The sequence below is a fragment of the Mesorhizobium sp. P2_E7 genome (genome assembly GCF_056403855.1).
Map to the genome: position 1 here is coordinate 146,964 of NZ_JBFUER010000006.1, position 12,763 is coordinate 159,726.

Annotated in this window: 11 protein-coding genes; 6 read left to right on the forward strand and 5 right to left on the reverse strand. The window is 64.4% G+C overall.

What is annotated here, in order from left to right:
* Window positions 1-515: 515 nt before the first annotated feature.
* The 6 genes from AC1DYC_RS26370 (at window position 516) to AC1DYC_RS26395 (ending at window position 8,210) form a co-directional block, all read left to right on the forward strand.
* Entirely contained in the window at window positions 516-1,421 is a 906-nt protein-coding gene (locus AC1DYC_RS26370; RefSeq protein WP_477302495.1) for a helix-turn-helix transcriptional regulator, read from the forward strand.
* Window positions 1,422-1,654: 233 nt separating this feature from the next.
* Window positions 1,655-2,074, forward strand: coding sequence for a hypothetical protein (locus tag AC1DYC_RS26375; RefSeq protein ID WP_477410660.1), 420 nt, complete (start codon window positions 1,655-1,657; stop codon window positions 2,072-2,074).
* 1 nt (window position 2,075) lies between these two features.
* The gene (locus AC1DYC_RS26380) at window positions 2,076-6,440 is read left to right on the forward strand and encodes a YadA-like family protein (protein ID WP_477410661.1); all 4,365 of its coding nucleotides are present in this window, start codon (window positions 2,076-2,078) and stop codon (window positions 6,438-6,440) included.
* 11 nt (window positions 6,441-6,451) lie between these two features.
* A complete protein-coding gene (locus AC1DYC_RS26385) occupies window positions 6,452-7,027 on the forward strand; it encodes an invasion associated locus B family protein (protein ID WP_477410662.1) in 576 nt (191 codons plus the stop codon).
* Between the two features lie 14 nt (window positions 7,028-7,041).
* Window positions 7,042-7,737, forward strand: coding sequence for a hypothetical protein (locus tag AC1DYC_RS26390; protein ID WP_477410707.1), 696 nt, complete (start codon window positions 7,042-7,044; stop codon window positions 7,735-7,737).
* Entirely contained in the window at window positions 7,734-8,210 is a 477-nt protein-coding gene (locus AC1DYC_RS26395; RefSeq protein WP_477410663.1) for a DUF4189 domain-containing protein, read from the forward strand. The genes AC1DYC_RS26390 and AC1DYC_RS26395 overlap by 4 nt, the downstream gene beginning before the upstream one ends.
* A gap of 117 nt (window positions 8,211-8,327) precedes the next feature.
* On the opposite strand, the gene AC1DYC_RS26400 is transcribed toward AC1DYC_RS26395, so the two are convergent.
* From AC1DYC_RS26400 to AC1DYC_RS26420, 5 genes are all read right to left on the reverse strand, one after another.
* Window positions 8,328-9,197: an aldose 1-epimerase gene (locus AC1DYC_RS26400; RefSeq protein ID WP_477410664.1), complete on the reverse strand. Its 870-nt coding sequence runs from the start codon at window positions 9,195-9,197 to the stop codon at window positions 8,328-8,330.
* A gap of 3 nt (window positions 9,198-9,200) precedes the next feature.
* Window positions 9,201-9,956: an SDR family oxidoreductase gene (locus AC1DYC_RS26405; protein ID WP_477410665.1), complete on the reverse strand. Its 756-nt coding sequence runs from the start codon at window positions 9,954-9,956 to the stop codon at window positions 9,201-9,203.
* A gap of 12 nt (window positions 9,957-9,968) precedes the next feature.
* Complete coding sequence (locus AC1DYC_RS26410) at window positions 9,969-10,700, reverse strand: ATP-binding cassette domain-containing protein (protein ID WP_477410666.1); 732 nt, start codon at window positions 10,698-10,700, stop codon at window positions 9,969-9,971.
* Window positions 10,701-10,704: 4 nt separating this feature from the next.
* Window positions 10,705-11,682, reverse strand: coding sequence for an ABC transporter permease (locus AC1DYC_RS26415; protein WP_477410667.1), 978 nt, complete (start codon window positions 11,680-11,682; stop codon window positions 10,705-10,707).
* An 86-nt stretch (window positions 11,683-11,768) separates the two neighbouring features.
* The gene (locus AC1DYC_RS26420; protein WP_477410668.1) at window positions 11,769-12,746 is read right to left on the reverse strand and encodes a substrate-binding domain-containing protein; all 978 of its coding nucleotides are present in this window, start codon (window positions 12,744-12,746) and stop codon (window positions 11,769-11,771) included.
* Window positions 12,747-12,763: the final 17 nt, after the last annotated feature.

Here is a 12,763-nt window from a genome sequence, read left to right on the forward strand (position 1 = left end):
CAGGCACGGGACTACGATGGCTGGCAAGGCGGCCGAGGCAGGTTGAATGAACAATACGGGCAAAGCTCAGGAACGCGTGGGACGTCGATCGGCCGCTCGGCACTCTGGAGACAATCCCGAAAGCGCCAGCCTGCGAAGAGCCACCATGCGAGGGAGCGGTTCGGGCGATAATTGCTGCGGGATCGTCCGTGGCTATGGCGGTATAGGCCGGCAGGTCCAGCAACAACCGCGCGATCTATATTCGGCACGCAACGCTGGATTGCGCGGCTGGCGCGATGCATAAGCTCAAGGGTAAGATAGGATCGGAAAATCGTAACATTAGTGCAATCTAAAGAATAAAACTGTAGATTTATTGACGAAACCCTTTAAAGTTTTTATTCAGCCCGAAAATCTTCTTTTCAATATAAAGCAACGCCGCTAAGGTTCGAAGGAACGTCCAGGAATCGACGTGATTTCTGGGCGCCTCGATGCAGCACAGGTTCAATCGACCGGGTCAGGGCTGAGGCACGACGGAAATGCAACACAGAGGCGACGTTCTGGAACGCACCGGGACAGGCCGGCGACGCGCGGACCAGAGCATCTTCGATGGAATTTCGGAAGATGCGGGCGCGCGCATGGTCACCTTTCGGGGCGGCGCGGCTCATGCCGTTCGCGCGCCGGGATCGCACACATTCAAGGCGGCGGAGCATTTCGGTGCGGTCATGCTGGCGCCCTCGCCCGGGATGAGGGTCTCGCTCGGCAACGACGAAGTCCACGATCATGACGGCGACACCGGCATGATCGTGGTCATCCCGGCGAACATCGAAGCCAGCGTGACGTGGTCATCCGCCATGGAGTGCATGATCGTGGCGCTCACCGCCGATAGCCTCCTTGACCTGGCGGTGCGCGAATTCGGCACCGGCCGAACCGAGCTCCAGCCGCCGCCTCTCGGGACCGTCGACCTCCAGGCACTCCAGCTGGCGCAATTGCTGAAGGTGGAATTGACGGAGCGGGAGACTCCAAACGAATTCTATGTCGATTCGCTGGTCACCATGTTCGGCGTCCACATACTCCGGAACTACGCAGGAGCAGGAAAGTTGCCACAAGGCCCAAAGGGCGGTCTGTCGAACCGCAGCGCCCGGAGGGTGCAGGAATTCCTGGACGTGAATTTTTCCAGCAAGATCACCGTGGCCGAACTGGCTGCGGTTTCCGGCCTTTCACCTAGCCACTTCATCCTGGCCTTCACCAAGACCTTCGGTGAGCCGCCGCACAAATACCTGCTGCGGCTGCGTCTCGATTTCGCCGAAAAGCTCCTCGTCGAGAGCGATCTGTCGATTGCGGAAGTCGCTCACCTGAGTGGTTTTTCAGACCAGAGCCACCTTACTGTCACCATGTCGAAATATCGCGGCAGAACCCCCAAACAGGTGAAGCTGCAGGGGTGACATTTGTCGCGGGCGCGCCTCTCGGTTCCCCCTAGCGATCGATCGCGAGATCCCGGCAGCCAAAAGTTGTGTTGCAGAGCGGCCACACCTGTCGCTCAGCGCTCAAAGACCGGATTTTCCTACAAAGGTTCCGGACTTTTCCAAAATACATACGCCGCGAACGTACCCATGGTCGCGATGGGAAGTCATTTGGGGCGGGGGCAACCAGATGAAGCAGCATGTCGGATTGTCCCATGGACATTCAATTCGCGGAAATCGAAGTCTTCGCACCAAAGGCCGAAGCGGCCTGGGCCGCGCTGCAGCGCCAATACGCCAGCCGGATCAGCGCTGCGGAACTCGACCACCTCCTGGCCTGTTTCGTGCTTGGACTGACGTCTCCGGCTTGTGGCGAAGGCGACCCGGGATTTCATTTCGACCTCTGCCGCGCGCTGGTGGCGATAAACCTGTCGCCGGAGCGGACCGAAGCCGCCTTGCATACGGTTCCCGAGCCGACACAGCCATGGGTCGCGAGCGCCTGCCAGCTGATTGAAAAACAAGGTGCGAAGATAGGTCTCTCGCTGCGAGAGACGACGGGTAATTTCAAGGATTTTTTGGCCGTCGAGGCGAATGATGCGGCACATCAGGGCGCCTCGGCAATTGCGAGGGAAAAGTAGCATGACCGGATACGTCAGGGGGCAGGAAAGGATCGAACTTTCTTCAAGCTTTGTCGGAAGCTGGATCGCGGGCGCGACCGACAGCCGCTCGGTTCGTCGCCGCCTGATGGCGGTGCTACGCAACGCGTGCCGCGTGCTCGGGATGCGCCGCAAAGGCCTGGGGCTTGGTGCGCTGGGCAGCGGCAGGATTGCGGCAGCGGCGCTGGGTGCGATCGCATTGGGTGGCATCGCCACGCCGGCGCTGGCACAGTATGTCGCTGGCGGAGGCTCCGCGACCGGCGGCAACGCCGTCGCCATCGGTAACGGTGCCACGTCGAATGGTAATAACAGCGTGGCGTTGGGCACCTCCAACAGTGCAACGGGCGATGCTTCGATCGCTATTGGCTATTCGATGAGCGTCAATGGCCTCAACTCCATAGGCATAGGCGTCTTCGCGGGCGCGACTGGTGTCAACGCACTCGCTATCGGCGGGAATGCCAAAGCCACTGCGGACGGAGCAAGCTCCATCGGCGTCAACTCGGTCGCAGCCGCAGGCGCTGCCGCCTTTGGTCTGAATGCGCGTGCCGACGGGTTGGAGTCGACGGCGATCGGCTATGTTACCCGGGCGACCGGGCTGCGCGCCACGGCGCTCGGGCATGGGGCAACAGCATCCGCGATTGATTCGATTGCCCAAGGTACCAACGCGAATGCAGGCGCCCAGAATGCCGTAGCGATAGGCTTCCAGTCGACCGCAACGTCGATAAACTCCGTCTATCTCGGCTCGCGGACTGTCGCGGGGTCGGGCGCCCTTGCACAGGGCGCCATCGGCATCGGTACTGATGTGACAGCGTCTCAGACCGACTCCATGGCAATGGGGCGCCAAAGCCAGGCGACCGGCGCCACCAGCACGGCGTTCGGCACGCTGAGCAAAGCCACGGCGACCAATGCCATCGCCTTTGGTCCCCAGGCCAATGCGTCGGCCATAAATTCGGTTGCGTTTGGCAATGTCGCCACGGCATCGGGCCAGTTCGCGCTGGCCCTGGGCAATTCGGCTGTGTCGAGCGGGGTCGGCTCGGTCGCGGCGGGCTCGGGAGCCCAGGCCACGGACGTCTCTACCACCGCAATCGGCAACAACGCAGCAGCGACCGCCGCAAATGCCAGCGCGCTGGGATTGGGAGCCACGGCTAGCGGAACTTACGCCACTTCCCTTGGTTCCACCTCCAAGGCCACTGGTGCCCGTGCGTTCGCCGGTGGCCGTTCATCCACTGCCAGCGGCGACGATTCCATCGCCATCGGCACGACGTCCGTCGCCACAGCGGCGAGCTCGACAGCAGTTGGAGCGGGCGCGGTGGCACAAGACGTCAACGCGATCGCCGTCGGCACCGCCGCCGGCGCGCTCTCCGCCGATTCCGTGGCGATCGGCACGGGCGCGACTGCCGATGGAGGCAAGGCCGTCGCCATCGGCTTCGGCAACGAAGCCTATGGTGACGGCGCGGTCGCCATCGGCGACCCCAGCTATGCCAGCGGCACCGGCGCGTTCACCGGCGGCGCCAACAACATCGCCAACAGCGACGGCACGGCGACCGCCACAGCCGCCAACCAGGCTGCCGGCGCCGTCGCCATCGGCAACAACAACAAGGCCATCGGGCAAGGCTCGGTGGCGCTGGGCAACGGCTCGACCGCCGGTGCCTCCGGCCTTGCCGGCAATGTCGCGCTGGGCAATGGCGCGACGGCGGCGGCGAGTTCCGGCGATGTGGCGCTGGGCTCAGGCTCGGTGACCGCGACGGCGGTCGGCACCAGCGGCGCGACGATCGGCGGCACGGCCTACAGTTTCGCGGGCACGACGCCGACGAGCACCGTCAGCGTCGGCGCGCTTGGCGCGGAGCGGACCATCACCAATGTCGCGGCAGGCCGGCTCAGCAACGCCTCGACCGACGCCATCAACGGCTCGCAGCTGTTCGCGACCAACCAGCAGGTGACGCAGAACACGACTGCCATCGCCGCCAACACCGCCGACATCACCAATCTCGGCAACACGATCACCAACATCAACACCGGCGCAGGCATCAAGTATTTCCACGCCAATTCGACGCTTGCCGACTCCCAGGCTCTGGGGACGGATTCCGTCGCGGTCGGTCCGAATGCGGTGGCCAACAATGCCGGCGACGTGGCGATCGGCCTGAATTCCGTTTCCGGCACCACGACGGCAGTCGGCGGCACGACGATTGGCGGCGTGAACTACACCTTCGCCGGAACCACGCCGGCGGGTGCGTTCTCGGTCGGCTCGGTCGGCGCGGAGCGCCAGATCCAGAACGTCGCGGCGGGCCGGCTCAGCAACTCATCGACCGATGCGGTCAATGGCTCGCAGCTGTTCGCGACCAACCAGCAGGTGACGCAGAACACCACCGATATCGCCGCCAACACCGCCGACATCACCACTCTCGGCAACACGATCAACAGCATCAGCACCGGCGGCGGCATCAAGTATTTCCACGCCAATTCGACGCTCGCGGATTCGCAGGCTCTGGGGACGGATTCCGTTGCGGTCGGCCCGAATGCCGTGGCCAACAATGCCGGCGACGTGGCGATCGGATTGAATTCCGTTTCCGGCACCACGACGGCGGTTGGCGGCACGACGATCGGCGGCGTGAACTACACCTTCGCGGGCGCGACGCCAGCCGGCGCGTTCTCGGTCGGCTCGGTGGGCGCCGAACGCCAGATCCAGAACGTCGCAGCCGGCCAGTTGACCGGCTCCTCGACGGATGCGGTCAACGGCTCGCAGTTGTTCGCGACCAACCAGCAGGTGACACAGAACACCACCGATATTGCCGCCAACACCGCCGATATCGCGGCCAACACCACCGACATCACCAATCTCGGCAATGCCATCAGCAACATCGCCGGCGACACCTCGACGGCCTACACCGACGCCAATGGCGACGGCATCCGCTATGTGCGCACCAACGACACGTCGCTGCCTGTCACCGACGCCTTCGCGCAAGGGGTCGGCTCGTCGGCCCTCGGTTACCAGGCAACCGCGTCCGCCGCCAATTCGCTGGCGCTCGGCCGCGGCACCCAGGCCACAGTCGCCGACGGAGTAGCGCTGGGCTCGGGATCGGTCTCGGACCGAGCGGTGGCGCCGGCATCTGGATCGATCCTCGCCGGCACCGGCCTGGTTCCCTACAACACCACCGACGCGACCTTGCTCGGCGCAGTCTCGGTCGGCACCTCCACCTCCTATCGCCAGATCATCAACGTGGCCGACGGCACCCAGGACCAGGACGCGGTCACGCTTCGCCAGCTGAAGGGTGCGCTGAGCTCCTTCGCGGTGACGGGAAGCCTGTACTTCCATGCCAATTCGACGGCTCCTGACTCGCTTGCGGTCGGCGTCGATTCGGTTGCGGTCGGTCCGCGCACGACCGTCAATGGCGACAACGGCATCGGCATCGGCAACGGCGCCATCGTGCAGCAGACGGCGCCGGGGGGTATCGCGATCGGCCAGAATTCGACCGTCAACCAGGCCGACAGCATCGCGCTCGGCACCAACTCGACCACCAATGGAGCCCAGGCAGTGGCGCTCGGCGCCGGCGCAAAGGCCAACGAGCCGGGCAGCGTCGCGCTCGGCGCCGGCTCGACGACCGCGGCGGCGGTCGCCACCACCGGCACCACGATCAACGGCGTCAACTATACGTTCGCCGGGACAGCCCCGACGAGCACGGTGAGCGTCGGCACCGTCGGCAACGAGCGCACGGTCACCAATGTCGCTGCGGGCCGGATCAGCGGCACCTCCACCGACGCCATCAACGGCAGCCAGCTCTACGCGACCAACCAGGCTGTCGAAGCCATGCAGGGGAGCGTCGGCGATCTCAACGAGTTCGCAGTCCAGTACGACAAGAACGGCGACGGCAGCAAATCCAACTCGATTACCCTTGCCGGCGGCGACCCGAACACGCCGGTGGTCATCCACAATGTCGGACCGGGCGTTGCCAACACCGATGCGGTCAATGTGCAGCAGTTCAACACCGGGCTGTCGACCACGCTGGCGGATTCGAAGACCTACACCAACCAGGTGGCGGCCACGACGCTGCAGCAGGCCAATGCGTATGCGGACTCCAAACTCAGCCAGCTCAACATGGACATGGGCGAGGTTCGCGGCGAAGCGCGCCAGGCCGCCGCGATTGGCCTGGCGGCCGCCTCGCTGCGCTATGACGACCGTCCCGGCAAGCTGAGCGTGGCGGCCGGCGGCGGTTATTGGCGCGGCGAAGGCGCCGTCGCCTTCGGTGCGGGCTACACCAGCGAGGAGGGACGGGTTCGGGCCAACCTGTCCGGCACGACGGCTGGCGGGCACTGGGGTGTCGGCGCGGGTGTCAGCCTTACCTTGAACTAGAGGCCGGCCATATGATCAGGCAGGCAGTCCTTGCTGTCGCACTATCCATGACTTGCCTGCTCCTGTCCGGTCCGTTCGCGGCTGGACAGGAGGCGATCTCTTCCGGCTACAGGGTAAAGCCTTCCGACGTCGCGGTGCCAGCGGATGCCAAGCTTGGCGAGTATCAGCGGACCACCCGTCCGTTCGAGAACTGGACGCTGATCTGCGACGAGAACCTGAAGGCCCGCCAACGGGTCTGCAACGTCACTCAGATCATCGAGGACCAGGCGGGACAGGTCGCGTTCAGCTGGTCGCTGGCGGCCACCAAGGCAGGCAATCCCTACATGATCCTGCGCACTCCCCCGGTTGCCAGGAGCGACGCTCCTGTCCTGCTGAGCTTCGAAGGGCGCAAGGAGCCTATAAAAATTCAACTCGAGGGATGCAATCAGGCCGTTTGCATCGGCATGCTGCCGGTCGGACCGATCATGCGCGAACAGATTTCGAAGGACGCGGCGTCCACCATCTCCTATCCGACGACGGATGGCAGGACAATCAACGTGACCGCGACCCTCAAGGGCCTTTCCAAGGCGGTTGAGGCGATAAAATGACCGAGGCGTCCCAAATGAACCAGCAATCGATCCATGACCGGATCATGTCCCGCAACCAGAACGTCGATGCCGTTCGGGTCGACGCAAGCAATGTGAACAGACCGAAACGGAACTGGACCAAAACGGCGATGCTTGCGCTGTTTGGAATTGCCGTCATCGGCGCTGCCGGCTTCGCCGCCATGCGATACGACCTGGTCCGCGCTGTCCTGCCGCTGCCGGCGGTTGCGGAGACCAACGAGCCCGATCCGGCCTTGGCCGACACGCCATTTCTGCAACACGCCAAACAGGCAGGCTTGCAGTCTTGCTCCAACATTTTCCCGGCCCTTGGGCAGATGCTGACGACCGGCACGACGTACAGCGTCCAGTCGATCTGGAACAACGAGGCCCCCGACAAACACGTGGTGGAAGCCCTGGTCGGCATGAATTACGCCACGCAGGGCTACAGCGGCCCGGCCGCGGGCCTGGTGTTCGCAGCACCCACCGCATCTGTTTGCGAAGGCACGATGGTCAGGGTGGCGCCATTTGCGGCCAGTTGCGCCGACGTTCCGGCACTGCTTCCGAAGGGCAGCAAGCTTGCCAATAATCTTGGACAAATCAGCGTCTACGAACTGGCCAATGGCGGAGGCAACGCGATGCTCTTGCCCACCGGCAACAGCTGCGTCGTCATTTCCGTGGCCTCGGCAGCAGGAAAACAAGGAGGCGTACAATGAGGGTGAATTCCGCCATTGCGGCGATCGGCATGCTGTTGCTTTGCGCCGGGCGGCTCGGCGCGGCGGACCTCGCCCCGGCGTCGGACGTGCCCGAACCGCCGGCCCAGGAAGAGAAAGGCATATGGGCGGCGATCGCCTATTCGAGCCCTGACGGCAAGCACGGCTTTTTCTGGGGCGCCGACAAGCGTCAGGAGGCGATGGACATCGCCCTCAAGCATTGCCAGAACGCTGGCGGCGACGGCTGTACCGTGGTCAGCGTGTTTCGCAATCATCGTCACTGGGACGACGACGACAACACCGGCTTTCCCTACAATCATTGCGGCGCGCTTGCGGTCGGCGAGAAGGCGGAGGGACGGCTGACCAGCTGGGGATCGGAGACGGCGCAGACACGCCGCGAGGCCGAAGACCTGACGCTGCAGGCCTGCGAGCGGACGGGACAGAAATGCAAGATCCGCGAATGGGTGTGTACGTAAGGCTCCTGCTGCGGCTCAGGAGCCCTTCACCAGCCGCTCGCCGCTTCGCCTGGACGGTGAAGCCTAGCTGCCCGGCACCAGCCTGCTGTCGGTATTCGGCTGTGCGGACTGTTCGCGTCAACGCGAAGCGGTGGAATTCCAATCAAGCCGCATGTTTGCGCTCAACGTGGCGCCGTGCTCAAGCGCCGTCAGCCCTTCGCCGTGATGCGCATCCACGGTATGCGACACCGGCTCGAAGCAGAAGAAATCGGCGTCGTGCGACGGCGAGTAGAGGATGAAGACGTCGAGCGCCGGTGAGGCCGTGAGCGAGATGGCGATCCTGTCCTCGGGCCGGGTTATCCTGGCGCGGCGGTCCCAGCCGTCGAAGGCATTGTTCACCCAGCTTCGCGGCAGCAGGGAGGCGCTCGAGAAATTCCACGCGGGGTAGTCGGCCAGGGGCGCCACGCCGACCGGCAAATGACGCTTGTCCTCCAGCCAGACCCGCGCCGCCTTCGCCTCAAGCATCGTTGCGGCGCTGCGCCGGAACCATGGATGAAAGCCGAGGCCGTAAGGCAGTCGAATGCCGGCACGATTCTCCACGGTGAGCGTGGCATCGAGGGCCCCGTCATGCAGCGCATAGACGACCCGTGCCGCGTATCGGTAGGGGCCGATCCCGCCGGCGTCGAGGACCAGTTCCGCTTCGGTGGCGCTGTGGCCGGCAATCCGCCACTCCCTCTGGAAGCCGTCGCCATGGATCGGAAAGGCCTCTCCCGGCACATTCGGCTCGACGGAGTGGAAGCGGCCGTCGAACGCGAAGCCGCCGCCTGAAATGCGGTTCGACCAGGGAACCAGAAGCTGGCAGCCGGAGGCGCCGGTGCCATCGCCGGGCCGCAGCAGCGGCACCGCTACATTGCCGACCAGTGCATCGAAGCGCGCGATCGCCGCACCCTTCTGCGGCGCCAGGACGACGAGGGCGCGGCTGTCGCGCAGCTCCAGCAGGCCGACCATCCCTCACCAGCCGCCGTCGATGGCGATGTTCTGGCCGCTGATCATGTCCGAGGCGGGCGATGCCAGGAACAGCACGAGATCGGCGACGTGGTGCGGTTCGATGCGCATTTTGAGACCCTGGTTCTCCAGGATCCAGGCGTTGTATTGCGCCAGCCGGTCGCCGAACACACGCGCCTCGGCCTCCGAAACAACGGCGCCAGGGGATACGGCGTTGACCCGGACGCCGTGCGGTCCAAGCTCCCGCGCCAGCGATTTGGTCAGGCCTAGCATCGCGCCCTTCGACGCGACATAGGGCACGTAACCGTCCCAGCGGCCATTGAGCGTGATCGAGCAGAAATTGACGATCTTGCCATAGGCCTTCGCCTTCATCCCCGGCGCGCAGGCCCGTGCCAACGCGAAGGCAGCCGAGGAATTGACGCGGATCTGATCCTCATACTCGGTCAGCGAGAATTCTTCGAACGGCCGGTTGATGATCAAAGCAGCGTTGTTGATCAGGACGTCGATCCCGCCCTCCCTCGCCGCCAGCGCGACCACCGCGGCTTCCGCCTCCGCAAGCCGGTTGAGGTCGCAACCGACGAAGGTGACATCGCCGCCCGCCTCAGCGGCCAGCGCTTCGACGATCTTCGGGGCGTCCGCGATGTCGGGCCGGTCGAGCAGCAGAACACGCGCGCCGGCCCGCGCCAGCGTCACCGCCTGGGCCCGGCCAAGCGAGCCAAGGCCGCCGGTCAGGAGCACGACACGATCGGCAAGGACCTTCATCGCCGCCACCTCTTAGAGAACGCTGTGGACTTCATCGATCGAGGTCTCCGCGATCCGCTTGTCCAGCACGATTTCGCCGCGCGCCATCGCCACCACGCGGTCGCAGCATTCGAAGACGTGGTGCATGTTGTGGCTGATGAAGACGCCGGTGATGCCTTGCTCTTTCAGGCCGCGCACGAAGCCGATCACCTTCCTCGTCTCCTTGACGGAGAGATGGTTGGTCGGCTCGTCGAGGATCATCACCTTCGACTTGAAGTGCATGGCCCGGGCGATGGCGACGCCCTGCCGCTGGCCGCCGGAAAGCTCGCCAACAAGGGCATCCGGCGAGCGCAGGTGCAGGTCGACATTGGCAATTGCACGGATGCTTTCGCTGGCCATTTTCTTCTGGTCGAGCAAGCCGACGCCGAAGACCGAAAACCGGGTCGGCTCGCGGCCGATGAACAGGTTCCTGGCGATCGACATGGTCGGCACCATGGAATTGTACTGGTAGATCGTCTCGATGCCGAGATCCATCGCGTCGCGCGGCTTGGCTATGCGGACTGTCTGGCCCTCAACCTTGATCTCGCCCTGGTCCGCCGTGTGGACGCCGGAGAGGATGTTGATGAGGGTCGATTTGCCGGCGCCATTGTCGCCGACCAGTCCAAGCGCCTCGCCGCGGGTGAAGTCGAGCGTCACCCCCTTCAGCGCATGAACGCCGGAGTACCATTTGTGGAGGTTGTGCACGGAGATGATCGCGTCGGCCATCGCTTCAGTCCTCCATCTTGATGGCCTTGGCGCGCTTGCGCATCCAGGCATTGGCGACGACGGCGAATATGGTCAGGAAGCCGATGGCGAATTTGAACCAGTTGGCGTCGACATGGCTGAGCACGAGGCCGTTGTCGATGACGCGGATAAGCGTCGTGCCGATGATGCCGCCCATGACGGTGCCGATACCGCCGGCGAGCGACGCGCCGCCGATGACGGCGGAGGCCACCGCCTGCAATTCCATGCCCTCGCCGATCGAAGGCAAGGGCGAGCCGAGCCGCAGCACCTGCAGCATGCCGGCGAAACCGGAGAGCATCGAACAAAGCATGAAGCAGATGATCTTGACCCTGGCGGTCGGGATGCCCATCGCGGCGGCGGCCGGCGGGAAGCCGCCTGTGGCCTTGATCCAATTGCCGAAATTGGTGCGCGAAAGCATCAGCGAGGTCAGCACCGCAATGCCGGCGAACCACAGGAAGGACATGCGGAACATGTTGCCGGGGCCAACGAAGGAGGTGAACAGCCAGTTCGGCAGGTCGGCGGGGAGCAGCGGCGGGAAGCCGCCCGAGACGACGACGGTGAGCGAGCGCGCCATGAACAGCATGCCAAGCGTGGTGATGAAGCTCGGTATGGCGAAGCGGATGGTGATGTAGCCGTTGATGAAGCCAATCGCCGCTGACACAATCAGTCCGGCGAGTAGCGCCAGCGGGAACGCGGCGCCATGCACCATCAGCACCGCCATCGTCATCGGCATCAGCGCGAACACCGAGCCGACCGAGAGGTCGAACTCGCCGCTGATCATCAGGATGGTGACGCCGATGGCAACGAGGCCGGCCTCCGGCAGGATGCCGAGAATGCCGCGCAGATTGTCCTGATTGAGGAACACGCCATGCGAGCGGATCTGGAATACGACGATCAGCAGCAAGAGCAGGATCAGACCGGCCAGCTCCGGCTTTTCGAGATAGGTCTTGAACAGACGCTTCACGTCAGGCTCCAGGAATTCGAACTTCTGTTGATGCATCGGCGGCGCGCGGCGCCGCCGATGCAAAGCCACTCATTGGCGTTGCGCTGTCAGCGCATCCCCTGGGCAGAGAGCGCCATGATCGCATCGGCCTGGTTCGGCCGCACGATGCCCTGGCCGGTGTCGATGTCGGAAGGCGCCAGGCCGATCTTCTTGTTGAGATAGGCCTCCATCACCGGCATGAAGCCTTGCATGTAGGGCTGCTGGTCGACCAGCGCCTGCACGTAGCCCTTCTGCATTTGCTGCAGCACTTCGGGCACCAGGTCGAAGCCGCCAAGCAGGACCTTGCCCGGTGCTACGCCGCGATCGGCCAGCACGCGGGCGACACCGGCGCACCAGAACCCGGTGTCGAAATAGGCGGTGGTGTCGGGATGGGCGTTGAGATAAGCGCCGACGCGGTCTGAGGTGATGGCAAGGTCGGTGCCGCTGTCGATGCGCTCCCACGACACGTCGCGGTCGGCATGCCCGGCCTTGTATTCTTCAAGGAACTGCATCACGCCGGCGCCGCGGCTCTCGGACCAGTTCTGGCCCGGCGCCGAGATGCCGACCAGCACCTTGATCGGGCCGTCCTTCGGGAAGCTCTCGGAAATCGCCTTGGCAAGCGAATAGCCCGCCGGCTTGAAGCCCTGTCCGACGAAGGCCTGGCGCGCATTGCCCTTGGCGCCTTCGGTGTCGTCGACATTGACGGCAATCACCAGCACGCCGGCATCGCGCGCCTCCTTGATGACGTCATCGAAGGCGTGGTCGTCGACAATCGAGGTCAGCAGCGCGTCGGGCTTGGCGGCAAGGGCAGCGCGCATGTTGGCGATCTGCTGCTCGACCGAGCCCTCGGTCTGGGTGAAGACCATGTTGCAGCTTGCCTCGACCTTGGCGCAGCCGTCGTCGAAGCCCTTCTTCACCGCTTGCCAGAAGGTGTTCGAGGCCGACGAATGGTGCGTGAAGACGATGTTCAGCCCGTCGGCGCGCGCAGCGGTCTGGACGCCGAATAGAGCGACGCCAAGCAGAAGTGTTGCAGTCAGTTTTCTCATTTCAATTCCTCCCTTTG

Excerpts from the sequence above, each read along its gene's own strand:
- AC1DYC_RS26370 (WP_477302495.1), top strand. The coding sequence starts at position 516 with ATGCAACACAGAGGCGACGTTCTGGAACGCACCGGGACAGGCCGGCGA.
- AC1DYC_RS26375 (WP_477410660.1), top strand. The coding sequence starts at position 1,655 with ATGGACATTCAATTCGCGGAAATCGAAGTCTTCGCACCAAAGGCCGAA.
- AC1DYC_RS26380 (WP_477410661.1), top strand. The coding sequence starts at position 2,076 with ATGACCGGATACGTCAGGGGGCAGGAAAGGATCGAACTTTCTTCAAGC.
- AC1DYC_RS26385 (WP_477410662.1), top strand. The coding sequence starts at position 6,452 with ATGATCAGGCAGGCAGTCCTTGCTGTCGCACTATCCATGACTTGCCTG.
- AC1DYC_RS26390 (WP_477410707.1), top strand. The coding sequence starts at position 7,042 with ATGAACCAGCAATCGATCCATGACCGGATCATGTCCCGCAACCAGAAC.
- AC1DYC_RS26395 (WP_477410663.1), top strand. The coding sequence starts at position 7,734 with ATGAGGGTGAATTCCGCCATTGCGGCGATCGGCATGCTGTTGCTTTGC.
- AC1DYC_RS26400 (WP_477410664.1), bottom strand. The coding sequence starts at position 9,197 with ATGGTCGGCCTGCTGGAGCTGCGCGACAGCCGCGCCCTCGTCGTCCTG.
- AC1DYC_RS26405 (WP_477410665.1), bottom strand. The coding sequence starts at position 9,956 with ATGAAGGTCCTTGCCGATCGTGTCGTGCTCCTGACCGGCGGCCTTGGC.
- AC1DYC_RS26410 (WP_477410666.1), bottom strand. The coding sequence starts at position 10,700 with ATGGCCGACGCGATCATCTCCGTGCACAACCTCCACAAATGGTACTCC.
- AC1DYC_RS26420 (WP_477410668.1), bottom strand. The coding sequence starts at position 12,746 with ATGAGAAAACTGACTGCAACACTTCTGCTTGGCGTCGCTCTATTCGGC.